The sequence below is a fragment of the Ruegeria sp. BHSB056 genome (assembly GCF_059613305.1).
This window is the reverse complement of sequence record NZ_JBXWSG010000052.1, coordinates 1-25,125: the sequence shown is the minus strand read 5'-3', so window position 1 is coordinate 25,125 and position 25,125 is coordinate 1. Positions and strand designations below refer to the sequence as shown.

The window sequence follows — 25,125 nt, the reverse complement described above, 5'->3', positions numbered from 1 at the left end:
ATGCCAGACAGCTTTGCGACCGTGGATCGGAACGGTGAGGATCTGGCAGCTTTTCTTTATACATCGGGCACCACCGGACGTTCAAAGGGCGCGATGTTGACCCAGAACAACCTGTTGTCCAATGCACGGACACTGGTCAAAGAGTGGCGGTTTACGTCGGAAGACGTTCTGTTGCACGCGCTGCCGATCTTTCACACGCATGGGCTGTTTGTGGCCACCAATATCATTCTGGCTGTCGGCGGAAGCATGATCTGGCTGCCAAAATTCGACCCTGATCAGATCATTGACAGGATGCCCGACGCCACGTCGATGATGGGAGTGCCGACCTTCTACACGCGCCTGTTGGCAGACGCGCGTTTTACCAGCGAGTTGACCGAACATATGCGCCTGTTCGTATCGGGTTCGGCCCCATTGCTGGCGGATACCCATGCACAATTTCAAGAGCGTACCGGGCATCGTATCCTAGAACGCTATGGCATGACTGAAACCAATATGAACACCTCGAACCCCTATGACGGCGAACGTCGCGCGGGCACGGTTGGGTTTCCCTTGCCGGGGGTCGAACTGAAGATATGCGATGCAGACGGCAACCCTTTGCCGCAGGGTGAAATCGGCGAGATCGAAGTGCGTGGCCCGAACGTGTTCAAGGGATATTGGCAGATGCCGGAAAAGACGGCTGCCGAGCTGCGCGAAAACGGATTCTTTATCACCGGTGATCTCGGACGTATCGACGAAGATGGCTACATCCATATCGTCGGGCGCAACAAGGACCTGATCATTTCGGGTGGCTACAATATCTACCCCAAGGAAATTGAACTGGTTCTGGACGGCCAGCCCGGTGTTCTGGAGAGTGCAGTGATCGGCGTGCCGCATCCCGACTTCGGTGAAACCGTGCTGGGCCTGATTGTTGCCGAATCCGGGCAATCTCCGGATCTCGACGCGATCATGGGCGCAGTGCGCGACAGCCTGGCGCGGTTCAAGCATCCCCGAATGCTTATTCAACTGGATGAATTGCCCCGCAATACGATGGGAAAAGTCCAAAAGAACATTTTGCGCGACCAGTACAGGGATATGTTCAAAGCTGGGTCATAAGCACATAATGGCAGAGCCTAGATAAGCGTCGGAAACTTGATATAGTCCTCAAAACCAATGGGGACAGAAGAATATGAACAATCGTTTGCGCAAAATCACCATCGTAGGTGGCGGCACGGCAGGCTGGATGACCGCGTTGATCCTGGACATGGTGTTTTCACGCACTTCAGCAACAAAAGACCGACCACATATCTGCCTGATCGAAAGCCCCAACATTTCGACCGTGGGTGTGGGTGAGGCTACGGTGCCACGCATGCCGGTCACGCTCCGTCAGGCGGGCATTTCCGAACGGGATTTTTTCCGCGAAACGAACGCGTCATTCAAGCTGGGCGTGAAGTTCTGCAACTGGAACAAGGACCCCAAAGGAAAACGCATCGATTACGTGAACCCCTTTGCCCATGGCCAGATGCTGGAAGGGTTGGACGCCGCGGAGTATTTTCTGCGCTTTGGCAACGGAGAGCGGGACTTTACACAGTCCATTTCGCCCCACGATCATCTGGGACGTCTGTGCAAAGGCGCGCGGCAGCTGGGTCAGCCCGAGTTTGAACAGCGTTTTGGCTATGCCTATCATCTGGATGCGGTGAAGTTTGCGGGCATGCTAACCACGGTCTGCACAAAGCGCGGTGTCGAGCATATTCAGGACGAGGTACAGAAGGTCGAGCTGGATGAACAAGGCAACGTCAGCCATCTGATGCTGGAGCGGGCAGGACGTCATGACATCGAAATGGTCATCGATTGCACCGGGTTCCGCGGCCTGATCATCAATCAGGCGCTGGGCGAGCCGTTCTTGGATTATTCGGACTATTTGCCCAATGATCGCGCCATGGCGTTGCAGGTTGAACACCGCAATCCCAATAAAATCGAAAGCCTCACGCGGTCGACCGCGCTGGGCGCGGGGTGGACGTGGCGGGTGCCGCTCTACAATCGTGTGGGTACGGGCTATGTGTTCTCCTCGGCGCATCGAACGGATGATCAGGCGGCAGACGAATATCTTGAATGGCTGGGTGACAGCGGCAAGGGTTTGACGCCGCGTGTAATCCCGATGCGCGTCGGGCGCGTGCGCAATGCCTGGGTCAAGAATTGCGTGGCAATCGGTCTGTCAGGCGGGTTTATCGAGCCGTTGGAAAGTACCGCGATCCACATGATTGACCACGCAGTGCGCTGGTTTGCAGAACACTTGCCGACGCGCGACGTCGCACCGTCACTGCGGGCAAGATACAACCGGCAGATGGACAAGCTTTATAACGAGGTTCTGGAATTCATCTGTCTGCACTACCGATTGGGCAACCGAAAGGATGACCCCTATTGGATCGACGCGCGGACAGAGATGAAGATACCGGATCGGCTGGCCGAGAATCTGGAGTTGTGGCAGCACCGCCTGCCGATGGATCACGATGTGGAATTTGCCACGCTGTTTGACCATCGCGTTTATCAGACGGTTCTGTTGGGTAAACAGGTCTATGATACGGGTTACGGCACCGGCATTCGTGATCGTTTGCGGCCGTTGAAGAAAGTGATTTGGTTCCAGGGCATGAAGCGCGCAAAAGAGGACCTTGCGCAGATAATCAAAGCGATGCCGGATCATAAAACGTTGCTGCGCGATATCCGGGGTGAGCTGGAAAAACCGGTCTTTGGAATGGCGAACGTGGCGAAGCCGACAGTTGCGATGCCGGGCACGAAGCCTGCACCTGTTTCGATCCAGAACATGCCGAATTTTGCTGAAATCCAAAGCGGCGCGAAGGATTTGCAACTGTTCTAACGATTCTCTGCCCTTACGAAGGAAATTTAATAAACTGAAGGGCGAGGCATTCAGCCCCGGCCTTCAGGACGATTTAGTGCCAGCTCATACCCCGGTCAGACAAGTGCCTTTGAACCCGACCCGGATAATCAGAAACAATGGCATCCACACGCAGGTCGATCATTCTGGCAATGCCATCAGGGTCATTGACCGTCCAAACGGCGACGCAAAGGCCCAAATCTTTGGCCAGTTCGACGTTTTCGGCAGTTACATCCGCATAATACGGGCACCACAGTGAGCCGCCCGCTTGCTTGACCAATCGCGGAATATCGCCCTCGCAGCTGCGAAAATCCGGGCAGACTGCTTTGGAAGAATCCTCCCCAACATCCTCGGCGTTTTCGGGAAGTTGGGTCAGATAAGAAGAAGGCATATCCGGTGCTTGCCGCTGACATTCTTCCAACAGATTCCAGTCGAAACTGTGAAGCACCGCGCGTGACGACAGGGCCTTGGAACGAACTTCTTGCAGGACAAAACCGACAAACGTCTCTCTGTAGCGCGCGTCATGGGCCAAATCGGGGTCCGATTTCAGCTCGAGCATCAGACGGGCATCGCTATGTTGGGGATCACTCACCAGGTCCAGCAGGTCAAGCAGCCTTGGAACGCGAACGCCATCCATTTGTGCCTGATCAGGAAAACGCCGACCATAGGCAGTATTCCCATCCAATCGCCCGATATCGAACTTCTGAATCTGCTCAAACGTCAGGGTAGAAACCTTTGGCTCTTCCCCGGTCAGAAACCGGCCGTCAGCATCGCGAAAACTGGGGGCGTGCAGCCGGTGATTATGGGTAATGACAGGGATGTCGTCAGCCGAGAGGACAACATCAAACTCCAGAAGCGGCACACCAATGGACAGCGAAAAGTCGAAGCCAATCATGCTGTTTTCAGGCAGAACGCCTCGCGCACCACGGTGGCCTACGATGCGGATCAGGTTGTCGCCCCCCCGGAAAGCCTCGACCTGAGGAAATGCCATCAGCCTTCCAGCCTTTCACCGGTGGAGCGGTCAAACAGATGCATATGGTTTGAGGACACAGAAAACCGCATGTTCGGATGCCGTCCTTCGATCGGATGCACACCCGGAAGGCTGATCGTGATCGAATCGCCCGAGCCGGTCAGTTGACCGTGCAACAGCGTATTTGCCCCCAGTGGCTCGGCCATCTGAATCGTGGCCTCAATCGGGCCATTGTCATCCAGCAAAAGATGTTCGGGTCGTACCCCCAGCTTGAAGGCAGTATCAGGGCCCTGTGACGAACCAACCGCGACCTCACCAATCATGACGGTTCCGTTTTCACGTCGGGCCTCAAAGACATTCATCGCGGGGCTGCCGATGAACTGCGCCGCAAACAGGGTTCTTGGTGTTTCGTATACCTCTAGCGGTGTGCCTACCTGTTCGGCGATACCGCCGTTCATGACGATCATCCTGTCGGCCATTGTCATGGCTTCAACCTGATCGTGGGTTACATAAAGCGACGTGATCCCCAGTTTTTCCTGAAGCTCACGAATCTCAAGCCGCATCTGCACGCGAAGCTTGGCATCCAGGTTCGAAAGAGGCTCGTCAAACAGGAAAACCGCAGGTTCGCGGACAATCGCGCGACCCATAGCCACTCTCTGACGTTGGCCGCCTGACAATTGTCTGGGTTTGCGATCCAGCAATGGTTCAAGCTGCAATAGCCTGGCAGCCTCGGTCACTTTTTGATCAATCTGGGCTTTGGGCAACCCTGCGATCTTCAGGCCATAGCCCATGTTCTGCCGGACCGACATATGCGGGTAGAGCGCATAGTTCTGGAACACCATGGCAATGTCGCGATCCATCGGTTCTTTTTCGTTGGCCCGTTCCTCGCCAATCCGGATTTCACCCGAAGTCACGGTCTCAAGCCCTGCCACCATCCGCAACAGCGTGGATTTTCCGCAGCCCGAAGGGCCGACGATGACAATGAACTCACCATCTTCAATGTGGATGTCGATGCCATGTATGACATCTGTCGGGCCAAAACTCTTTTTGACATTCTCCAGGGTTACTGTTGCCATTTCTTACTTCTCGCTATCGACAAGGCCGCGGACAAAAAGCTTTTGCATCGACACCACCACGATGACCGGTGGGATCATCGCCAGAATGGACGTCGCCATAATGACGGGCCAATCAGCCACATCATCGCCAGACGGGAACATCTGCTTGATGCCCATCACAATGGTGTTCATTTCAGGGTCGGTGGTGATAAGCAGCGGCCACAGATACTGGTTCCACCCATAGATAAACAGGATGACGAACAGTGCCGCGATGTTTGTCCGGCTCATCGGTACGACGATGTCGATGAAAAACCGCATCGGCCGGGCACCATCCACACGCGCAGCTTCGGCCAGCTCGTCCGGGATTGTCAGAAAGAACTGACGGAACAGGAAGGTCGCCGTGGCCGAGGCGATCAGCGGAAAGATCAGTCCGTAATAGCTGTTGAGCATGCCGAACCCGGCGACAACTTCGAACGTCGGAACGATTCGCACTTCAACCGGCAGCATCAGGGTCAGGAAGATCAGCCAAAAGAACGTTGTTCGACCGGGAAAGCGGAAATAGACGATTGCAAAAGCCGAAAGCAGTGAAATGATGATCTTGCCCACTGCAATCCCGATGGCCATCACAAGGCTGTTGAACAGCATCGTTGCGACAGGGACATTCACGCCGGAAAACAGGGCTGCCTTGTAGTTTTCCCAGAACTGATCGCCCGGCAAAAGTGGCATGGGCGGTGATACAACTTCCGGCTGGGTAACGGTTGAGGCAACAAATGCCAGCCAGATCGGAAAGAAGATGACCAGAACGCCAAGGATCATCAGGGCATGTGTCAGCCAGATGCCCGCTCCGCGCTTTTCGACCATTCCGTGCTGTTGGGTTGCCATCAGTAATGCACCCTCTTTTCCACGTATTTGAACTGGATGACGGTCAGCAGGCCGACGACAATCAGCAAGATGACCGATTGCGCCGAAGACGAACCCAGATCCTGACCGACGAACCCATCTGAAAACACCTTGTAGACCAGAATGGTCGTGGACTGCTGCGGCCCGCCGCCGGTGATTGTGTGGATTACGCCGAAAGTTTCAAAGAACGCATAGACCACATTCACTACAAGCAGGAAAAACGCCGTCGGTGACAGTAACGGCAGGACAATCGTGAAAAACCTGCGCCAGAACCGTGCGCCATCGATCGCGGCGGCCTCGATGACCGACCGCGGAACCGACTGGAGCGCGGCGAAGAAGAACAAAAAGTTATAACTGATGCGCCCCCAAGCCGAAGCGACAACCACAAGCCCCATCGCCTCGGTGCCATTCAAGACGTGGTTCCAGTCATAGCCCAGCTGTCCAAGATACCACGACACGACACCGACGCGCGTGTTGAACATGAACAGCCAGAGCACACCTGCAACCGCCGGAGCGACTGCATAAGGCCAAATCAGCAGAGTCCGATAAGCTCCGGATCCTTTGATCAGCCGATCTGCAATGACTGCCAGAAACAGGGCCGGGATCATGGAGCAGAGCGTAACAAGCGTCGAAAACACCGCCGTGGTTACGAAGGATGCGCGGTAAAACTTGTCGCTTAGCAGAAATTCAAAATTGCCCAGACCGACGAACTTGGACGACAACCCGAACGGATCTGGGATGAACAGCGACTGCCATACAGCTTGGGCAGCGGGATAGAAGAAGAATACGGCAGAAATGACGACCTGTGGGGCGATCAGCGCCAATGGCAACAGCCAGCCGCGGAATGTGACGCGTTTTTCCATCCTGATGACCCGCCGAGAAAAGTGGATGCGGGCTCTGCCGAGCCCGCACCGGATTTCAGAGGTTTATTGATTTGCCGATTCGAACCTGCGCAGAAGCGCGTCACCGCGTTCTTTTGCGCTGTCCATAGCTTCCTGGGCGGATTTCTCGCCGGACCAGATGGCCTCAAGCTCCTCATCGATGATACCGCGGATTTGATCGAACGATCCCAGACGCAGACCTTTCGAGTTTGCTGTCGGCTCTTTCGCGGTCATCTGGATCACAGCGATATCGGTGCCCGGGTTTTCATCATAGAAACCGGCCGCACGGGTCGCTTCACCGGCTTCTGCGGTAATCGGAAGATAGCCGGTATTCTGGTGCCATGCCGCCTGAACGTCGGACGAGGACAAGAAGCTCAGGAACTCACCAACGCCTTTATATTCTTCGGGATCATGACCTTCCATAACCCAAAGGGATGCACCGCCGATGATGGTGTTTTGAGGCTCGCTTGTGACCGCTTCCCAATACGGCAGCGGACGCACATCAAAGTCGAACGCGGCCTCGGCTTTGATCCCGGCATACCCGGCCGAGCTTTCGGTGAACAAGGCACACTCACCCGCCCGGAAGTTTGCGCCGCCTTCATTTCTGCGACCGGTATAGATGAATTTACCATCCTTGGCCCAGTCGCCCATGGCGCTCAGGTGCGCGACCTGTACCGGGCCATTCAGCATCAGTTCTGTGTCCAGACCGGCAAAACCATTGTCCTGCGATGCAAACGGAACGTTGTGGTACGCAGACAGGTTTTCCAGGTGGATCCAGCTTTGCCATGCCGTCACCAGCGGGCAGTCCTCGCCTCCGGCTTTGAGTTGCTCCAGAACGTCGCCAACCTTTTCCCAAGTCGACAGGTCGGTGTCGGGATCAACGCCTGCTGCCTGCATGGCATCTCGGTTGACCCACAAGACCGGCGTGGAAGAGTTGAACGGCAGCGACAACATATCTCCGTCGGTGGTGGTGTAGTAACCTTTCACCGCACCGATATAGGCGTCGGGATCAAAAGACGCGCCACTTTCAGCCATGACTTCGTAGACCGGCTTGATCGCGCCTTTCGCCGACATCATCGTTGCGGTGCCAACTTCGAAAACCATCAGGATGTGTGGCTGTTCGCCAGCACGGAACGCGGCAATGCCAGCGTTCAGGGTTTCCGAATAGTTGCCCTTGTGGCTTTCGACCACGACAAACTCATCCTGACTGGCGTTGAACTCTTCAACCTGCGCTTTGACAAGTTCGCCAAGGCGGCCGGTGAAGGCATGCCAGAATTGAACTTCGGTTTGCGCCATTGCCGCCAAGGGTGACAAGGCAGTTGTAACGGCAAGAGCGCCAAGCAAATTCTTTTTCATGATTCCTCCCATGCATCAGGTTTGATGCTTCGTTGAGTGACGAGCGCAACGCGTATTCGACACACATGACGATTTCACGACGTTACCGTTACAGAAATATAATTCAAGCCCTACTTATTGGCAAAAAACATAATGCAATGTTATAGACGTGAATGAAAAAGCGGAACTGGGTCTGCAATGAGACAAACTTTGAGAATTCGGCAACTGGAAGCGCTCATGGCGGTGACCACCAATGGTTCGGTCACAGCAGCGGCCGCCGATTTGGGGGTGAGCCAACCAGCTGTCAGCAGGTTGCTGTCGGATCTTGAAAAATCGTTTGGCTTTCAACTTTTTGATCGACGCAAGGGCCGATTGGTTCCGACACAAGAAGTTCGCTATCTGCAACCCAGCGTGGACCGCGTTCTGGAATTGATGAAGCAGATATCAGACGCCAGTCAGAATATCACGCAGCGAAAAGCCGGGCATATCCGCGTCGCCTGCCTTCCCGGTTTTGCCACCAGCCATCTGCCGGATGTTGTGGCAAGTTTTCTGAAAGACCGGCCAGGTGTCACCATGACGATCGAACCGGACAGGCCGGAACGGATATTGGAATGGATGGTTGGCGAACAATATGACTTTGGAATCACTGATGGTTTTAACGGTCATCCGGGGGTCGAAAGCAGAAATGTCGATGTGCGCACGGTTTGCGTATTCCCGAAAAATCACGCGCTTGAGAACCTCTCGGAGGTGGCGCCATCCGATCTTGCGGATGAGAACATCATACATACGCGGCGCGACAGCGACTTTTTCGGACGGCTTTCGAAGGCATTTCAGCGGGCCAACGTTACACTCAACTCGCATATCGAGGTCAGGCAATTCACGGCGGCATGTGAATTGGCGATAAAAGGCGTCGGCGTTTCCATCGTCAGCGAGCTGGACGCAGTCCAATATACGGACCGAGGGCTAAGCTACAGGCCATTCAAGCCGTTTTTGCCGCATACGCTTTCGCTGGTACGCCCAGTCTTGAAGCAGCCGTCTTTGATCACACTGGAGTTCATTGAGCATTTCAGCGAAAGCCTGAGTGCTTTCAGAACACCTGCCTGAGGTTGCGGTCAACGGGACGAAGGATATCTGCCTGTGTTTCTAGCCGACAGTCTCCAGAAAAGCAGGAGCCAAGTGGTCGATAGCGCCCAAAGTCGTCGTTATTGTGAGGCTCCGCGTATCTGTTCAATGGCTCGGGCGGCAAATCTTCCCGACAAAGACCCGTCTGCGTTTGCTTCCAATGCAGGCAATGCGGGGGATGCTTGTTCTCCGATTTCACCCAAGGCGATGGCCGCTTCTTTTCTGACAAAAACCGAAGGGCTGCCCAACAGCATGATCAGTTCCGGAACGGCTGGGGCTGCATCGGCCCCAAAGAGCGCCAAAGACTGAGCCGCGTCACGTTGTTCCTTGGCATCTCCGCGCATCAGATCAGCTTTGAGGCTTGCAACTGTGGTGCTCGGCGGAAGCGCGGCCAATTGAAGGCCGTTTTTCAAGCGGGTGTTCAAATGCTGATGCTCGCCGATCCATCGCACGATAAAGAAATACTCTCGTACAACTTCATCCAGAACACTCTCATTCTCTCCTTTCTGCCATCGTTCGATCATTGCCCTTGCGGCATTTCGGTCGCCGTTTAAGGCCAAGATCGAGGCCGCAAATGGCATCAACTCAACTGCCTGCGGGTTTCTATCCAGCTCAGACATAATGACCGCCTCTGAGCCTGTCAGATCATTCATGGCAAACAGCGCGGCACCTTGAAATAACGCGTAGTGACTGGGGTATTCCGGGTCGAGGCGCATCGCAGCCTGCACAAACGCCAGCCCTTCCTCTGGCTCGCCACCCGCGATCAAAGCCCATCCCATTGTCAAATGCGATTCTGGGTCGCTTGGTTGCAGGGCGATGGCCTTTGCGGCTTCTTGTCTCGCTTCGTCCGTTCCCCGACTTACACCCTCGGCACTGTCCCAATCCGGAAGGTTGAGAGCGACAATTGCCCTGATGACGTGGATAAGCGAGGTGTCCTGATGCGTCAGTTCACGGTAGTATTTATAGAACAGCCCAATATGCATCTGTTCGTCAGCATTCGCAAAGCCTGACCAGTGGTGGAAGATGTGCGGTCGCAAATGTACCATAGCTAACATCGCCCAGGCGCGCGCGTAATTCGGGTCCAGTTCGACCGCGCGCTCAAAATGCGGAATTGCAGCCTGATTGTCCTGTTCATTGAAGCGTGAATAAAGCTCCCACCCGCGCTGGAACGCTTCGCGCGCCTCGATCTTTTCAGTTTCTATGTTTTCGATAGCAATCCGGCTTTCTGTGTCCAGTGGAACATCCAACTCGTGCGCAATCGCCAGTACAATGTTGTTTTGCAGATCAAAGATCTCATCGATTTCACCGTCGAAACGTTCCGCCCAGATTAACCTGCCGTTCAATGTGTCCGTCAGGCGGATGTTGACCCGAAAACCTTCTCCGCTACGTCTAAGACTCCCATCGACGACATAGCGAACGCCCAGTTTCTCGGCAAAACCTGCCACATCAATGTCGCGGTCCCGAAATGCAAAGGAAGTGTTTCCGGCGATGACAAATAACCCAGATATGCGGGACAAATCCGTAATAAGATCCTCGGAAACACCATCTATCAACATCTTGTTGGACGCGTCGCTGGTGAAATTCGTCAACGGAAGCACGGCGATCGAAGGAAGATCCGGCAGAGGGTAGGCCATCTGCGCCTCAGAAGCGCGCAGCTGACCCTTTTCCCATATCTTCACTCCGAAAAATCCTGTCGCGCCTATTGCGACGATTACAGCCAGAACTATGAAATGAGGAACTTTCTTGGTTTTGTGCTTTACCGCCGGGGTCAACGCATCTGTTTCGACGCAGAACGCCTCGATAGGGTCCGCAATATTCTTGACCGATTGCGGACCAATTGGCGTAAAGGCGAAGGGCACCTTGTTGCGCGCGTATCCGACAATCGCCTGCGAGGCGATAATCCCACCTGGTTCTGCCAGCGCCTCAAGCCGTGCGGCCACGTTGACACCATCACCCAAGATGTCGTCGGCGTTCGAGACGACATCGCCAACATTCAAACCGATCCGAAAAACGATTGCGCGGTCGGGTTCGGTATCCGAGTTTCTTTTCAACAGTTCGGTCTGTATCTCGACGGCGGCGCGAACCGCATCGACTGCGCTGGGGAATTCGATCAGAAAACTGTCACCCGCTGTGTTCGCAATGCGCCCTGAATACCCGGCGATCAATGGCTCGATGACTTCAGCGCGGATCCGGCGCAGCTTGTCGATTGTGCCTTCTTCATCCAAGCCAACCAATCTTGAATAGCCTGCGATATCGGCTGCTAAGATGGCTGCTAATCGACGATTTGGCCGGCTTTTCATAGTTTCGCAGCCTACCATTTGGACATTTTTCTGGGAACTGGTTTTCAAGGTGCCGGTTTTGCACCGGATTTTGAGAACCCTTGACCTGTTCCCTAGATGGTAATGGAAGCCCGGGCCGCTGGGTTTTAAGACAAAAGCGGTCTGGGCAATTTGTCGGTTCTGGTCGTTGTCGGATTTGCATGGCCTCGCGCGTCCTTGCACAATGCGACCAACGCAAGGAGGCGATAATGATCTACGCGATTACAATTTATGGGGAACCGGGCGTGTTCGAGGCATTGCCGAAAGATCGCCAGGACGAAGTGATGTCGGGCCATCGCGCCCTGCAAGCGGTATTGTCGGAACGCGGAGAGTTCGTGTCGATAAAACTGATGCCGCCAACGTCAGCGGTAATGGTCGAACCAGCCGCGTCTGAGGGCGCTGCACCCCTGATCACCGATGGCCCGTTTTCCGAGACCAAGGAAAATTTCCTTGGGTTTTACGCCGCTGATTTCAAAGACCTTGAAGAAGCATTGGAACATGCAAAACTGATCTCTTCACCGGTCGCGCGGCTGGAAGTTCGGCCTGTGGCCTGGGCCGGCGGAGCCATATCGTCGGAATAGATCATGTCAGACTGGCTGGAGGCCACATTCGCTGAACAACGCCCGCGCGCCATTGCTGCTCTGACGCGGGTTTTTCGGGATCTGGACACTGCAGAGGAGGCCTTTGCCGACGCCTGCCTGAAAGCCTTGGCGGTTTGGCCCCAGGACGGGGCACCTCGTGATCCATTGGCATGGCTTCTGGCAACGGCCCGGAATGCGGGTCTGGATGATTTACGCAAATCCCGGCGGCGCGCGGCAATCCTGTCGCGCCACGCAGAAGAGTTTCAACCGATGCCGGCGGAAACACCCGACCCTGACGAGATGCGGGACGATGTCCTGCGCTTGCTGTTCATCTGCTGTCACCCGGAACTGGATCGGCGGGATCAGATCGCCATCGCCTTGCGGGTGGTCGTGGGGCTGAGCGTCGATGAGATTGCCAGCGGATTTCTGGTCAAATCCAAGACCATGGAGCAGCGTATTACTCGCGCCAAAAAGAAGATAGCAAATAACCCGGTCGCCTTTGAAGCGCCAAGCCCGGCTGAAAGGCAAGCCCGGTTGGGCGAAGTCTCGACAATGGTTTACCTGATGTTCAGCGAAGGGTGGTCGACCTCGGCCGGGCCGCAGCAAATCAAACTCACGCTGTGCAAAGAAGCGATCCGGCTTGCCCGTCTTCTAGTTGCATTGTTCCCTGCAATGGGCGAGCAGGCCGCACTGCTGGCGTTATTGTTGTTTCAACACGCCCGGCGCCGGGCCCGTATTGACGAGGAAGGCAAGCTTGTCGCTCTCGACGATCAGAACCGTGACCTTTGGGATCGTTCGAATATCGCCGAGGCTACATCGCTGTTGCAAAAAGCCCAACGAACTGGCCACCGCGGGGTCTATATCATCCAGGCTGCAATCGCAGCGGCTCATGCCTGTTCTGCCTCATCCAAAGAAACCAACTGGGCGTTAATAGAAAGCCACTACGCCGCCCTTTACGCATTACAGCCGACACCCGTGATCCGGCTCAACCAGATTGCCGCACAGGCCAAGCTATTCGGCCCACAATATGCGCTAAAGGCGATGGGCCCGCTGTCACATGAGTTGCCCAACTATCGTTGGTTTCACGCGATGCGAGGTGGCCTTTTGCAAGAAGCGGGGGATCATAAAGCCGCCATTTCCGCCTTTGAAACCGTATTGGCGCTTTCCCCCACCACGTTGGAATGCGACGTGATCAACGAAAAAATCAAAATCAGTCAAAAAGAATTGGAGGGCCTGTAGGAACACACACTCCTCGTACGTCCTTGGGTCAGACCCGCATGTGGCGGGCGTAACCAACGGAGGTACCCATGAGTATACTTGAGATGACGGCTGTCGGAAATTCAGGATGGATCGGGCATTCCGGGCCGGATCAGAGCAAGGCCAAATCCTTTTATCAGGATGTGCTGGGCTGGACGATCAGCGATATGCCGATGCAGGATGGGTCCAGTTATTCAGCCGCAGTTGTGGGCGAGACCGCTATCGGAGGCTTTTCACCAATGCCGGAGGAGCGTGGAAGCTGGACGATCTTCTTCACAGTACCCGATGTGGATGCCAGTGTTGCAAAGGCCGAAGCCAAAGGCGCCACAGTTCTTCAACCCGTGATGGATATGCCGGGGGTTGGGCGCATGGCCACGCTGAACGACCCGCAAGGTGCCCGCTTTGCATTGATCACCTATGAAAGCATGAGGCCCTGAGAACTGTCTGAAAGGAGGGCGCAGATGGAACAATATTCGCACATCGTGCAGGTTTTTGCAGCGTTATTGGTCTGGGTGTGCATTCCACTGGCGATTGCTTTTGACCTGCGTCGATTCAGGGCGGGTGCCCATCCGCTATGGGATGGGAGCGACAGGCTCTTGCGCGTGATGTGGCCCCACGGAAACTTCGTCGATTGTGTTCCGTTCGCGCCTTCGATCCACCGGCAACTTGAGGCATCCAGCTGATGCCGGTGGATGAGACCCTCAACGCCCGCATTCGCGACGCTTTGGCCGCGCATGTGGGCATATCCGAAAAGCGTATGATGGGTGGCAATTGCTTTTTCTTGAACGGCAACATGCTGTGTGGGGCGCGGCGGCATAACGACGGGTTGGGCCGTTTCATGTTCCGGGTGGGCAAGGAAAACGAAAGCATGGCGCTGGCGGACCCTGCGGCTCAAGAAGTGATTCACGGTTCACGCAAACTGGGTGGCTTTATCCGCGTGGACGAGAGTGATTGCGATGACGCCGCTTTGCTGCGCTGGTTACACCTTTGTCTCGAACACGCCGCAGCCCTTCCCGCGAAAGACTGAACGGAGAAATCAATGGCCAAATTTGAAAGTTTCTCATCCGAAGCGCTTGGTTTTCTCAGGGATTTGCGCGCCAATAACACGAAGGAATGGTTTGCAGCCAACAAGGCAATTTACGAGACCCATTTGAAGGAGGCCAGCAGGCAGTTCGCAGATGACATGGCGGCTGCCTTGCGTGATCTGACCGGCCAGGCACACAGCAGCAAAATCTTCCGCATTCATCGGGATGTCCGATTTTCCAAGGACAAAACACCTTACAATGCGCACCTGCATATTGCGTTTAGTCCGGACGGGAAAGCGGATCAGCCGCCGATGTGGTTCTTTGGGCTCTCGCCCGACGATCTGGCGCTTGGCTGCGGAGTGTTTCAGTATGACAAGGAAGCGTTGGGTGCCTTCCGAACTGAGATGGCAGGCCCAAAAGGGGCTGAGTTGACCAAGCTAACCGCTGTGATGCGAAAGCGTGGATTCCGGGTCGGGGATCCTGAATTGAAACGTGTCCCCTCCGGTTATGACAAAGATCATCCAAACGAAGAGGCATTACGCCGGAAAGGCTTTACCGTCTGGACGGATTTAGGCAATCCTGCCTTTGCTATCGAACCGAACCTCATTGAACGAACTATAGAATTGTTCGAGGACCTCTTACCTGTTTTTCTGCTGCTTTCTCGGGTCGAGTAACCCCCTTTCCACGAGTCCGGAATGGAGATTTGATGGCCTGCACAAAATTTTCTTTCCTAGCCAAATTCGTGTTCCATATATGATCGGAGGCCGTGCATCCGGTCACACATGAATAAATCACTCATCCCAGCGACATTGTGAAATCGCCCTTGAGTATTAATCAGAACTGGTTTGGTTCAATTACTCAACAGACCTCCGAAAGAGGATCAGGCTTGTTGCCAGCAGGACAGCGCCCAGCAAAGCCATCCAGATGAACTCTGGCCAAACTGTTTCGAGACCGGCGCCCTTGAAAACAATCGCCTGACTGGCGGCCATATAGTGACGAGATGGTAATAGCAGCGTCCCGACCTGCAACCAGTCTGGCTGCCCTTCAACCGGCGTCTCTCCTCCGGACAGCATCAGCATGGGAAGGACGATCAGCATGACCAAAAGCGCAAACTGCGCCATCGAACGCGCAATCGTTGCCAGAAAAACCCCGAGTGCGGTCGCGGTGAACAGAAACAGGGCGGTGCCAAACAGGAACAGTCCTTTTGATCCCGAGATTTCAATTCCCAGCGCACCCTGCATGACAAAGGTCAGCGACAGGCTGGCAGCAATCAGGACAATTGCTGCATTGGCCCAGATCTTGGCTGCTGCAATGTCAAACGGGGTCAGCGGCATTGCCAGCAGATGCTCAATCGTCCCGTGCTCTCTTTCTCGGATCATGGCAGCGCCGGTCAGAATGGTGGTAAGCCACATGATCTGTCCGATCAGGGCAACGATCCCGGCAAAACGCACGGTATCACGGTTGGGGTTGAAAGCGCTTCTTAGGATGACTTCGACCAGAGGTGGATCGACAAGATCGACACCGATTGCAAAGCGGCGAATTTCCGCGCCCAAAATATTGGTGATATAGCTGGCACCGATCCCGGCCTGCTCCATCGCGGTGGCGTCGATCAGAACTTGGATTTCAGGCTTGCGGCTTGCCCTCAGGTCTTTTTCGAATCCCGGTGGAACAACAACTATGAAGATGAATTCTCCGGCGTCCATTTGTGCGGGGCCGCTACCTGGTTCGATTTGCACGACCGGCTGGAACTCGGGCGGAAAAAATGCTGTGGCAAGCGCTCGGGACAGTGGAGAATTGTCCTCATCAGAGAATGCAATCGACGCGTTGTTGACCGAGGTAGCTACGCCGGTTGCCTCCATCATGGGCGCCAGCGTGAAAGACCAGACCAACAGCGCCATCATCACCCAGTCCCGGCGCAGGCTCATCATTTCTTTCAGGCCAAGCCAGAATATGCAGGACAATCGCTGCATTCATTTCTCCTGCGCGCGAAGGCAAAGCGCGGCGATCAGTGTCAATGCCGGCCCGAAGCAGGCAAGTGCCAAAATGTCCGGTGCGAGCGCCTCCCATCCCAGCCCTTTGGTGAAAGCCCCGACATTGAGGTGCAGGAAGTAGGATGAGGGCCAGAGAGAGCCGATAAGCTGCGCACCATCCTCAAGCGTTGATACGGGCTGCAAGAGGCCCGAGAACTGAATGGTGGGCACGACCGAAGCGATAGCAGTGGCAAAAGTCGCGGCCACCTGGCTGGATGTCATGGTTGCGATCAGCAACCCATAAGATGTCGTCGCCCAAACGTACAAAAACGCACCCAATGCCAAAGGTAGAGGATCGCCCTTAAGCGGCACATCGAAGACGAAAATAATCATTGCCGCCAGCAACAGGAAATTCACGTAGGCAATCATGATATAGGGTATCTGTTTGCCGATCAGGAACTCGAGCCGCGTTGTCGGTGTCACGTAGAAATTGACCACCGAGCCCAGCTCGCGCTCTCGTGCGACGCTGACCGCAGCCAACACGGCAGGCAGCATGATCAGCAGGATGGCGGGCATGGCCGGGGCCATCGCTGCAATGCTCTCAAAGCTCTGGTTATAGCGAAACCGGGGTTCAATACGGGCGATCTCAACCGCGTGTTCGCCTTTGGTCCTCGACTGCCCGTCGAGAAACGACTGGTGCAACCCTGCGACATACCCCTCGACTGTTTCCCCCTTGAAGGGGATCGCTCCATCTACGGTTGCCAGCACTTGGGTAGGTTCACCTGTGCGCAGCTTGCGCCCGAAATCAGGAGGCAACTCGATCACCATCGAAACGTCCCCGGCCTGCAACCGTCTGCGCCCTTCTGTGGCGCTGATCAAAGGTGGCGTCTGCTTGAAATAAGGCGATCCCGATATTTCTTCCGTGTAGGCCCTGCTTTCCGGGCTTTGAGATAAGTCCAGAACGGCAAACTCAAGATCTTCTATGTCGAGGGATATGCCAAAGCAGAACACCAGCATCAAAATCGCCGAGCCTAGAAATGCAAATGCCAGACGAACGGGATCACGGACCACTTCAACCGCTTCGCGTCGTGTGTAAGTCAGGGCACGACCGATGCCTTGTCCGGTGACCTTGGTCTTGGTGGCAAAGTCAACTTTGGGTGCCACGACAGGTGCTGGTTTTTCTGCGGTCTCCAAAACTGAAATGAAAGCTTCCTCAAGGCTACCGGTGCCTTCTGCGGCGATCAGGTCTGCGGGCGTACCTTCCGCCAGAACACGGCCTGCATGCATGAACGATACGCGGTCGCAGCGTTCTGCCTCGGCCATGAAATGGGTGGAAACAAAGATCGTCACCAAGTCTTTGTGCGATAGTTCGACCAACAAAGCCCAAAAGACATCGCGTGCTTCGGGGTCTACACCCGAAGTTGGCTCATCAAGAATAAGAACACGGGGACGATGGATAACCGCCACCGCCAATGACAAACGTTGTTTGATCCCAAGTGGCAGCGCGGCAGCCAGTGTATCGCGATGGGCCGCCAGGCCAAAACGTTCGGTCAATTCCGCTATCCGCTCCTCTCGATCAGGGATTGCAAATATTCGGGCATGAAGCTGTAGATTTTGATGGACGGACAACTCGCCATAAAGCGAAAAAGCCTGGCTCATGTAGCCGATGTCGCGACGCATCCTGCGATCACGCGCATCAACCGGGTTGCCAAACAACAATGCCTCGCCGGAACTGACTGGCAACAGGCCGGTCAGCATCTTCATAGTAGTGGATTTGCCACAGCCGTTTGACCCAAGAAAACCGAATATCTCTCCGCGATGGATCGAGAAATCGACATTGTCGACAGCGGTAAAATCACCGAACCGACGTGTCAGCCCTCGGGCAGAAATCACAGGGTTCGGGTTGATCTGCCGTACAGGTGCTTGATCCGACGCCAACCTAAAACCATCGTGTGCCCGCAAGCGCCGATATGCGGTTTCGAGATCCCGGTCCTGCCCTTTCAGTTCAGCAGGTTTGCCTTGAAAGATGACGTGACCGCCGTCCATTGCAACAATTTGGTCAAAGCTTTCCGCCTCCTCCATGTAAGCAGTGGATACAAGGACAGACAGTCGGGGATGCTCTGCCCGAATGGCATTAATCAATGCCCAGAATTGACGGCGTGAGAGTGGGTCGACACCAGTTGTCGGTTCGTCCAAAACCAGCAGCTTCGGATCATGTATGAGAGCACAGCACAGGCCGAGCTTTTGCTTCATCCCGCCCGAAAGCTTGCCCATAAGCCGGTCTTCAAACGGTGCCAACCCCGTTGCCGACAACAGCGCATTGATCCGGATGTCACATTCTTCTTGCCCTTGGCCAAAAAGCCCTGAAAAGAATTCAAGGTTCTCGCGTACTGACAACTCAGAATAAAGGTTTCGACCCAAGCCCTGTGGCATGAAGGCAATGGCCGGGCAGATAAGGCGTCGGTGAGCGGCGTCGTCGATCGAGCCGCCTAAAACACTGATCGATCCGGTTTGCAGTTTCTTTGCACCGGTGATCAGCCCAAGCAATGTCGACTTTCCAACCCCATCCGGTCCGATGAAGCCGACCAGCTGGCCTTTGGGAAGATCAAGCGAAACAGACTCCAATGCGATATTGCTGCGATACCGGTGCGTGACACCCGTAATGCGAATCTCAATGTCGGCCTCTGGCGTCATTCGAACAGCTCGGGCGGAATACCCTGTTCCAACGCGGCTGGCCACGCAAGGTTTGGATCGATCCGGATCACCGCAACACCGCGAAGCCCGGTTTTGACGTGCTCAATCCGGCTTTGGATCAGATCCTCGGGGATGCGCACACGGACGCGGAACACCAGTTGTTCGCGTTCATCCAATGTCTCGACCTGCTTGGGTGTGAACTGTGCTTCAGGAGATACAAAGGTTACAAAGGCTGGAATGGAATAGTCCGGCAGGGCGTCAAGAACGATGCGAGCTTCGGCGCCAATAGGCAGCAATCCGGCTTCGCGCGCTGGCAGGAACACCTCCATATACACATTCTCTAGGCTGAGCAGGGTCAGGATTGGTTCACCTGCGGCAACGACCTCGCCGGGTTCCGCCAGCCGATAAAGCACACGCCCGCGCGTCGGAGCCAAAAGCGAGCTGTCTTCGATCAGCGCCTCGATACGGCGCACTTCGGCCTCGGCGGCCGCAATCTGACTTTCTGCGGTGGCCACGCGCGCCTGTGCGGCACCCAGAACCGCCGCAGCAACCTGATGTATGGTTTCGCGTTCTTCGAAAACCGTTTCAGAGATATTCTGCCCAGTCAGAAGCGCCGTTGCGCGCTGAAGCTCCTGCGCAGCCCTGCGCAGTTCGCTTTTCCGCTGCACAACAAGTGCCTCTGCTTCCACTTTGGTCTGATGCGCCAGCGCCACTTCGGCCTTGGCACGATCCAGCGTGGCGGACAACTCATCACTGTCCATTTCGGCCAGCACGTCACCGGTGGCGACCATACCGCCTTCAACCGCCATGACGCTTTCGACACGTCCGGCTAAGGTTGGCGCAATTTCAATCTGCTCGGCCTCGATCCGACCATTCCCCTGCGCAAATCCATCAGGCAACTGGCTTCCATTTTCAGAGACCAGGGAATAGACCACCACGCCCACCATCGCGAGCGCAGCCAAAGCAAGAAAAATCAATGAGTTTTTCTTCATTATTCACCGCCTGAAAACTCGCTGCGGGTATTCCTCTATACTGCTGCTGAACAGTGGGCTTTGCTTTGGATCAAGCCAACGACGTCAGGGCAAAGAAAGACTCTGCGCGCCTGTCGCGGACATGTTCAGCCTTAGTGACCTGAAATTTTACCACAAAAGAGAAACAACATGGCATGCAAACCAATCCTGAGTTCCTGCGCCTAGGCAATGCGCACCGCGTTGACCTGCAAGCTGAACCGTAATCGAGTGGCAGCTGATTTCAGAGTCAATTTCTCGCCCCTGAACCGATAGCTTTAGCAGGTTCCTCAAAAGTCCGCCTTGTGAAGTTCACCTTCAAAGACACGGGTTGAGTGGCGTTCAGCCCTGCAAACTCTCGGCTGGTTTTGAGAAAACAACGAACGTAAGTTGCTATTTACCTTCGAACAACTGCAAACTTGTAAGATGAACAGAAGGCTTCTTAGTCCGGTGCAGGCGCTTTTGGTGGCGGGTCTTGCCGCGCTTGGAGTTTTCACGATCCTCGCTGGCCTTCGTTCTGAAGGTTACCTGCAGCGGCCCGAGCTTGCACACTACGATTGGGTTTTGGCCCGCAGGGCCAGCGAAGCGTTGGCACAGGATGTAGTCGTGGTCGCGGTCGATGACGAGGATTTGAGCAGCTGGGGCTGGCCCCTCTCAGATGGTCAGGTTGCGAACATTATCGATGCACTGTCGTCGGCGGGCGCCGCTGTAATCGGTATTGACATCTATCGCGACAACGAGGTGATCGAGGGGCGGCAGCAACTCGAAGCGGCGTTCCTGAAGACCAATGCGATCTGGGTTGTGAAACTGAACGACAGCGGCGGGCTGAGCATCGAGGCGCCGGATTTCGCGCAGAACGACGGCAGCGTGGGGTTTGCCGATATCCCCGTCGACGCGGATGGAGTCGCCCGGCGCGGTATTCTGCTGGTCAGCGGCACTGATCGCATTTCTTTGGCGTTCAGCACACAGTTGGCCCTGCGCGCCACGGGTCAAAACAGCCTGAAAGCCTGGCCGGACGATCCCCGAACCCTGTTGTTTGGTCAGACGCCGGTGCGACGGCTGGAAGACGGGTTCGGCAGTTATCGCGGGGTGGATGATACAGGCTATCAGGTGCTGCTGGATTACACCAATGCATTGCCGATGGCCCCAATCGTACTGGCCCGCGACCTGCTCTCCGGACAAGCAGACGCGGACATGATCGAAGGAAAGGTCGCTCTGATCGGGGTTACCAGCAAGTCGATCAAAGACGATTTTCGCACACCGCTGAACAACCCGCCACAGACACCATTCAGCTACGGCGTATTGGTGCATGCAGCTACCACCCAGCAATTAATCGATTATGCCGTGGGCCGCAGCCAACCGATACGCAGCCCCGGGCAAAGTGCGCACCTGGCGATAATCTTCGCCGGCGCATTGTTCGGGGCACTAGCTGGGGTTCTGTCGCGCACTGTGCTGACCGTCATACTACTTGGACCAGGCCTTGCCATCGCTATCGGAGCAGCGCTTTCAACTCTGTTGTCTCGTGGACTATGGTTGCCGGTCGTTCCGACATCGGTTGCTTGGTTTGCCGCCTTTCTCTTAGCGCTCCTCACCGTCGGGATCATCTCGCGTCGGCAACGCCAGGCCATCGCCAAACTGTTCTCGGATCATCTGTCCCCGGAGCTCACAGCCGAGATATGGAACGCGCGCGATATCCTTTTTGCTGGCGGTAAACCGCGCCCCCGTCGCTTGCGCGTCAGTGTCCTTCTTGCTGATCTGGCAGGCTCGACGACCGTCGGCGGCTCGGCCGAGCCGGGTGCCTTCATGGATTGGACAAGCCGAATTCTGGATGAGATGAGCCAGGTCGCGCGCGAAAACGGCGGGTTCATTGAGAAGTTCACCGGTGACGGAATCCTGGTGGTGTTCGGTGCGCCGATGCCTCGAACGACCGAAGAAGACATCCAAAAGGACGCTGTCGCGGCCTGCCGGACGGCACTGCAAATTTCTGACCGGATTGACAGACTGAATGCAGAAGGTGGTCTGTTGGCACCTTATGGCCTGCGGATCGGGCTCCATAGTGGTGTGGTTTTGGGCGGCACGTTGGGCAGCGCGGGCAGCCTTCAATACAACATCATGGGCGACACAGTGAACGTCGCAGCCCGTATCGAGGCATTCGGAAAGGCGTTGCAAGACAGAGGAACGTCGGCAACCACGATCTGTGCCAGTGCTGATCTTCGGGAACTCGTCGGAGGCGATTTCATGTTTCAGCCGGTCGGACACCTCATACACGACGACAAGTCGCGGGAAATTGGGTTATTCTTGCTCACAGGATCTGCACAGAAGGGGGCATCGTAATGATGACACCGGCATGTTCGGGAAACACTCTTGGCGCTTTGATAACCGGTTTGCTGCTGCTTCTGGGCTCGACCATTGATCTGTCGGCGCAAGAAAGCGAAGGCAGTCAGCAGGCTGATCCAGACGAGGTCATCTTCATTCCGCCCACCATCGGTGCCCCGGCGGACCGCGTCGGTGCTGCCACCCGCGATGTCGGACAAGAGGCTGGTGTGCTGGCCGTGCTGGCACCGGCTGGCGGCGGTGTGACCACATTGGGCAAACCCCCACTGATCTGGCACTTGGCTGAAAACTTTTCAGGCCAGATGAGCGCACAGCTGGCCCCGATCGGGGCGCCGCAGAACGGGGTCGGTATTTCCGGCAAAGGTCGGTTCAGAAAAGGGTTCTACGCGCTTGACCTGTCGCGCTCGGAATTTGTGCTCAAGCCGGGGAGTATCTATGTCTGGACAGTCGTTTTGGCGGAACCTGAAGCGGGGACCGTTATCGCGACGGTAACGACTTACGTGGAACGGGTCACCGCCCCAGAGCCCGCCGCAGAGGATGTGTCGGCCTTGGCCGCCGAAGGATTATGGTTCGATGCCCTGCGACCCTTTGTCGAAATCGAGTTGTCGGGTAAAGTAAGGGTCAACCGGAATGCGGGGTTTGCGAGCCTTGTCCGGTCTGCTGGCATTTCGCTGCCATAGGACACGCTCCAGCCCCTCGGCCGACACGCGGGGGACGCTTGATGATAAACCGGTCTTTTTCAGGTCTGGCTCTGCGCTGCGCTCTGCTGGTCCTTGCGCTGATCTGCACCCTGACAGCGGCAGCCTCTGCGGCGACGGAAAAACGCGTGGCTCTGGTTATTGGCAATTCCGCTTATCAGCATGTCTCGAGTCTGGAGAACCCGGTCAATGATGCTCAGGACATCTCGAAATCGCTGGCACGCATAGGGTTCGAGGTCACCACGGGTCTGGACCTGGATTACAACGGTATGCGCATCGCACTTCGGGACTTTACCGAAACTGCCACAGGGGCCGATGTGGCGCTTGTCTATTTCGCGGGCCACGGAATTGAGATCGAGAACACCAACTACCTGATCCCGGTGAGTGCGGCCCTGAAAAGCGACCGCGACGTCGACTTCGAGGCCATCCGTCTGGATGCAATCGTGAATTCGATTGCCGATACGCCGGGGTTGAAACTGGTTCTGGTCGATGCCTGCCGCAACAATCCTTTCGTTGCGCAGATGTCGCGCGCGTCGGCCACTCGGTCGATCGGGCGTGGGCTGGCCGCAGTGGAACCCGGTGGGGTTGTCGTGGGCTATGCCGCGCGTGGCGGAACGCTGGCGCAGGACGGGGGCGGTCGAAACAGCCCCTATGCGACGGCACTTTTGGAACATATCGAACAGCCGGGGTTGGAGCTTGGGAAAATGTTTCGCCGGGTGCGTGATCGGGTGGTGGAGCTTACGGATGGATTCCAGGAGCCATTTACATATGGCTCACTGCCTGGCGAAGACATTTACCTTGTGCCACAGGTCGAACAGGTGGCAATGGTGGCACCTGCGGACCAGACGGCCACGCCCTCCGCCGTGCGCCCCCTTGCGACCCGTGACACTGCAATCAGCGCCGCGATGAAAGTGAACACCATGCGTGGCTGGTCGCTGGTCGCTGGCAAGTACCGGGCGGCCACAATCGTCGAGCCTAAGATTCTGGGGCGCATGGCCGAGATCACGCCGGAGTGGCTGAAGAAACAGGGCCATCTGTCCACAATGGAGGATTTCCTTTTACCGGGCCGCGAACAGAAACAGCAACTGCAAGAGGCGCTCAATACCGCCGGTTTCGAGGTCGGTGTGCCGGACGGCGCGTTCGGACCGAAGACGCGGGCGGGACTAGAGGCTTTGCAGGAGGCCAGTGGACTTGATCCGACGGGCTATGTCGATGCGGCCGTTCTGGCAAGCTTGCGAATAGAGTGGCAGGATGGGGCCGACGATAGTTTTGTCAGCAATCCATTTGCCGTGCGTCAAATGCCGGATGACCTTGAAATGCTGGGTGAGAATGAAGAGATTATAACGGTGCTCAGGTGCCTTGGGCTGCGGAAAAGCATCTACGGCAAGTACCGGGGCAGCTTCTACATCGCCATGATTTATTCCGGCTCGATCGACGACGCGCGCCGCCTCGCCGAGAGCTGTGGCATCGATCTTGCATCCCTGACATCGGCTGACGAGAACGCATTCGTGGTGCGCATGATCGCCCATGATCCGGCCTTGTTTGAACAAGGCTATGACAGTCGAACCAACACCAGTTACAAGGCTGGCCCCTATTTCGGTTTCCGGAAGGACCCAAAGGAAGAAAATGCCGTGAAAGGCTGGCGGTGGTACACCGGAGAGCCGGTCAAATACACGAATTGGTTGCCATCGAAACCAAACAAGACCCATGGGAAAGGCGATAAGGCTTTCGCTCAGTTTCAGTATGAACGGACCGGACGCCGAGACCTGAGTGAGATCGTGCCTACACAATGGTTCGACGGGTCGGGACGCTTTGCACGCTCAGTTGTTCTGGAAGGCAGGTTGCCCTAATCGGGGAAAGTTCAAATGGGTTGGAGTCCCATGCATTTCTCGCTTCTACAAAAGTTCCAAACTAGGGCTATCCCGGCATAACTTGCGATGGAAACGTTTGGTGATGTTGACCCAGCCCCTTGATCCGGGCCGTTTGGATGTAGAATCTGTTCCTGTTTCTTTCTTGTGATTAGGTTGCGGTCAAGGCCTGCTGAGCGGAGCCCTTGCGTAGCTCAAGCGAAGCAGGCCGGGTTGCACGGTTGAGATTGGCGTAAACGGC

At 55.9% G+C, this 25,125-nt stretch carries 21 protein-coding genes; 12 read left to right on the top strand and 9 right to left on the bottom strand.

The features are described from left to right. Nucleotides 1-1,092, top strand: a 1,092-nt coding sequence (locus AC2FND_RS13245) for an AMP-binding protein (protein WP_496770230.1), incomplete at its 5' end; no start/stop codon positions are given. Between the two features lie 73 nt (nt 1,093-1,165). Next, on the top strand, nt 1,166-2,851 hold the full coding sequence (locus AC2FND_RS13240; RefSeq protein WP_209598848.1) for a tryptophan halogenase family protein: 1,686 nt from the start codon (nt 1,166-1,168) through the stop codon (nt 2,849-2,851). A 73-nt stretch (nt 2,852-2,924) separates the two neighbouring features. On the opposite strand, the gene AC2FND_RS13235 is transcribed toward AC2FND_RS13240, so the two are convergent. From AC2FND_RS13235 to ugpB, 5 genes are all read right to left on the bottom strand, one after another. Next, complete coding sequence (locus AC2FND_RS13235) at nt 2,925-3,860, bottom strand: glycerophosphodiester phosphodiesterase family protein (protein WP_496770229.1); 936 nt, start codon at nt 3,858-3,860, stop codon at nt 2,925-2,927. Beyond that, the gene (gene ugpC / locus AC2FND_RS13230) at nt 3,860-4,915 is read right to left on the bottom strand and encodes a sn-glycerol-3-phosphate ABC transporter ATP-binding protein UgpC (RefSeq protein ID WP_209505973.1); all 1,056 of its coding nucleotides are present in this window, start codon (nt 4,913-4,915) and stop codon (nt 3,860-3,862) included. Before ugpC ends, AC2FND_RS13235 begins: the two co-directional genes overlap by 1 nt. A gap of 3 nt (nt 4,916-4,918) precedes the next feature. Beyond that, nucleotides 4,919-5,755, bottom strand: coding sequence for a sn-glycerol-3-phosphate ABC transporter permease UgpE (gene ugpE, locus AC2FND_RS13225; protein WP_209506351.1), 837 nt, complete (start codon nt 5,753-5,755; stop codon nt 4,919-4,921). A 20-nt stretch (nt 5,756-5,775) separates the two neighbouring features. Beyond that, on the bottom strand, nt 5,776-6,657 hold the full coding sequence (gene ugpA / locus AC2FND_RS13220) for a sn-glycerol-3-phosphate ABC transporter permease UgpA (RefSeq protein ID WP_496770227.1): 882 nt from the start codon (nt 6,655-6,657) through the stop codon (nt 5,776-5,778). Between the two features lie 63 nt (nt 6,658-6,720). Then, entirely contained in the window at nt 6,721-8,031 is a 1,311-nt protein-coding gene (ugpB, locus tag AC2FND_RS13215) for a sn-glycerol-3-phosphate ABC transporter substrate-binding protein UgpB (RefSeq protein WP_496770225.1), read from the bottom strand. A gap of 177 nt (nt 8,032-8,208) precedes the next feature. Between ugpB and AC2FND_RS13210 the strand changes: the two genes are divergently transcribed. Then, a complete protein-coding gene (locus AC2FND_RS13210; protein WP_209505979.1) occupies nt 8,209-9,114 on the top strand; it encodes a LysR substrate-binding domain-containing protein in 906 nt (301 codons plus the stop codon). A 98-nt stretch (nt 9,115-9,212) separates the two neighbouring features. On the opposite strand, the gene AC2FND_RS13205 is transcribed toward AC2FND_RS13210, so the two are convergent. Continuing rightward, complete coding sequence (locus AC2FND_RS13205; RefSeq protein ID WP_496770223.1) at nt 9,213-11,366, bottom strand: adenylate/guanylate cyclase domain-containing protein; 2,154 nt, start codon at nt 11,364-11,366, stop codon at nt 9,213-9,215. A 293-nt stretch (nt 11,367-11,659) separates the two neighbouring features. On the opposite strand from AC2FND_RS13205, the gene AC2FND_RS13200 reads away from it, so the two are divergent. From AC2FND_RS13200 to AC2FND_RS13175, 6 genes are all read left to right on the top strand, one after another. Continuing rightward, nucleotides 11,660-12,031 carry a YciI family protein gene (locus AC2FND_RS13200; RefSeq protein WP_480483831.1) on the top strand — a complete coding sequence of 124 codons (372 nt, stop codon included), beginning with the start codon at nt 11,660-11,662 and terminating at the stop codon, nt 12,029-12,031. A gap of 3 nt (nt 12,032-12,034) precedes the next feature. Then, on the top strand, nt 12,035-13,270 hold the full coding sequence (locus tag AC2FND_RS13195; RefSeq protein WP_496770221.1) for an RNA polymerase sigma factor: 1,236 nt from the start codon (nt 12,035-12,037) through the stop codon (nt 13,268-13,270). 68 nt (nt 13,271-13,338) lie between these two features. Further along, nucleotides 13,339-13,725 (top strand): VOC family protein, encoded by a 387-nt coding sequence (locus AC2FND_RS13190; protein ID WP_496770219.1) that lies wholly within the window; start codon nt 13,339-13,341, stop codon nt 13,723-13,725. A 24-nt stretch (nt 13,726-13,749) separates the two neighbouring features. Next, nucleotides 13,750-13,971, top strand: a complete 222-nt coding sequence (locus AC2FND_RS13185; protein ID WP_496770218.1) for a hypothetical protein — start codon at nt 13,750-13,752, stop codon at nt 13,969-13,971. A gap of 5 nt (nt 13,972-13,976) precedes the next feature. Continuing rightward, nucleotides 13,977-14,315 (top strand): TfoX/Sxy family protein, encoded by a 339-nt coding sequence (locus AC2FND_RS13180; protein ID WP_496770216.1) that lies wholly within the window; start codon nt 13,977-13,979, stop codon nt 14,313-14,315. Between the two features lie 12 nt (nt 14,316-14,327). Beyond that, nucleotides 14,328-14,987 (top strand): DUF2461 domain-containing protein, encoded by a 660-nt coding sequence (locus tag AC2FND_RS13175; protein ID WP_496770214.1) that lies wholly within the window; start codon nt 14,328-14,330, stop codon nt 14,985-14,987. Between the two features lie 180 nt (nt 14,988-15,167). On the opposite strand, the gene AC2FND_RS13170 is transcribed toward AC2FND_RS13175, so the two are convergent. Genes AC2FND_RS13170 through AC2FND_RS13160 form a run of 3 tightly spaced genes read right to left on the bottom strand, consistent with a single transcriptional unit; the run spans nt 15,168 to nt 19,969 of the window. Then, the gene (locus AC2FND_RS13170) at nt 15,168-16,283 is read right to left on the bottom strand and encodes an ABC transporter permease (protein WP_496770212.1); all 1,116 of its coding nucleotides are present in this window, start codon (nt 16,281-16,283) and stop codon (nt 15,168-15,170) included. Continuing rightward, the gene (rbbA, locus tag AC2FND_RS13165) at nt 16,284-18,977 is read right to left on the bottom strand and encodes a ribosome-associated ATPase/putative transporter RbbA (RefSeq protein WP_496770211.1); all 2,694 of its coding nucleotides are present in this window, start codon (nt 18,975-18,977) and stop codon (nt 16,284-16,286) included. Next, entirely contained in the window at nt 18,974-19,969 is a 996-nt protein-coding gene (locus tag AC2FND_RS13160; protein ID WP_496770210.1) for an HlyD family secretion protein, read from the bottom strand. The genes rbbA and AC2FND_RS13160 overlap by 4 nt, the downstream gene beginning before the upstream one ends. A 441-nt stretch (nt 19,970-20,410) precedes the next feature. On the opposite strand from AC2FND_RS13160, the gene AC2FND_RS13155 reads away from it, so the two are divergent. The 3 genes from AC2FND_RS13155 to AC2FND_RS13145 are packed head-to-tail and all read left to right on the top strand — an operon-like array spanning nt 20,411 to nt 24,866. Further along, nucleotides 20,411-22,318 carry a CHASE2 domain-containing protein gene (locus AC2FND_RS13155; RefSeq protein ID WP_496770208.1) on the top strand — a complete coding sequence of 636 codons (1,908 nt, stop codon included), beginning with the start codon at nt 20,411-20,413 and terminating at the stop codon, nt 22,316-22,318. Further along, complete coding sequence (locus AC2FND_RS13150; protein WP_496770206.1) at nt 22,318-22,998, top strand: hypothetical protein; 681 nt, start codon at nt 22,318-22,320, stop codon at nt 22,996-22,998. The genes AC2FND_RS13155 and AC2FND_RS13150 overlap by 1 nt, the downstream gene beginning before the upstream one ends. 41 nt (nt 22,999-23,039) lie before the next feature. Next, nucleotides 23,040-24,866: a caspase family protein gene (locus AC2FND_RS13145; RefSeq protein ID WP_496770204.1), complete on the top strand. Its 1,827-nt coding sequence runs from the start codon at nt 23,040-23,042 to the stop codon at nt 24,864-24,866. The last annotated feature ends 259 nt before the right edge of the window (nt 24,867-25,125 follow it).

Coding starts and splice junctions, on each gene's coding strand:
- AC2FND_RS13175 (WP_496770214.1), top strand. CDS start 14,328: ATGGCCAAATTTGAAAGTTTCTCATCCGAAGCGCTTGGTTTTCTCAGG.
- ugpB (WP_496770225.1), bottom strand. CDS start 8,031: ATGAAAAAGAATTTGCTTGGCGCTCTTGCCGTTACAACTGCCTTGTCA.
- AC2FND_RS13190 (WP_496770219.1), top strand. CDS start 13,339: ATGAGTATACTTGAGATGACGGCTGTCGGAAATTCAGGATGGATCGGG.
- ugpC (WP_209505973.1), bottom strand. CDS start 4,915: ATGGCAACAGTAACCCTGGAGAATGTCAAAAAGAGTTTTGGCCCGACA.
- AC2FND_RS13160 (WP_496770210.1), bottom strand. CDS start 19,969: ATGAAGAAAAACTCATTGATTTTTCTTGCTTTGGCTGCGCTCGCGATG.
- AC2FND_RS13155 (WP_496770208.1), top strand. CDS start 20,411: ATGAACAGAAGGCTTCTTAGTCCGGTGCAGGCGCTTTTGGTGGCGGGT.
- AC2FND_RS13195 (WP_496770221.1), top strand. CDS start 12,035: ATGTCAGACTGGCTGGAGGCCACATTCGCTGAACAACGCCCGCGCGCC.
- ugpA (WP_496770227.1), bottom strand. CDS start 6,657: ATGGAAAAACGCGTCACATTCCGCGGCTGGCTGTTGCCATTGGCGCTG.
- AC2FND_RS13170 (WP_496770212.1), bottom strand. CDS start 16,283: ATGCAGCGATTGTCCTGCATATTCTGGCTTGGCCTGAAAGAAATGATG.
- AC2FND_RS13150 (WP_496770206.1), top strand. CDS start 22,318: ATGATGACACCGGCATGTTCGGGAAACACTCTTGGCGCTTTGATAACC.
- AC2FND_RS13240 (WP_209598848.1), top strand. CDS start 1,166: ATGAACAATCGTTTGCGCAAAATCACCATCGTAGGTGGCGGCACGGCA.
- ugpE (WP_209506351.1), bottom strand. CDS start 5,755: ATGGTCGAAAAGCGCGGAGCGGGCATCTGGCTGACACATGCCCTGATG.
- AC2FND_RS13145 (WP_496770204.1), top strand. CDS start 23,040: ATGATAAACCGGTCTTTTTCAGGTCTGGCTCTGCGCTGCGCTCTGCTG.
- AC2FND_RS13185 (WP_496770218.1), top strand. CDS start 13,750: ATGGAACAATATTCGCACATCGTGCAGGTTTTTGCAGCGTTATTGGTC.
- rbbA (WP_496770211.1), bottom strand. CDS start 18,977: ATGACGCCAGAGGCCGACATTGAGATTCGCATTACGGGTGTCACGCAC.
- AC2FND_RS13200 (WP_480483831.1), top strand. CDS start 11,660: ATGATCTACGCGATTACAATTTATGGGGAACCGGGCGTGTTCGAGGCA.
- AC2FND_RS13235 (WP_496770229.1), bottom strand. CDS start 3,860: ATGGCATTTCCTCAGGTCGAGGCTTTCCGGGGGGGCGACAACCTGATC.
- AC2FND_RS13210 (WP_209505979.1), top strand. CDS start 8,209: ATGAGACAAACTTTGAGAATTCGGCAACTGGAAGCGCTCATGGCGGTG.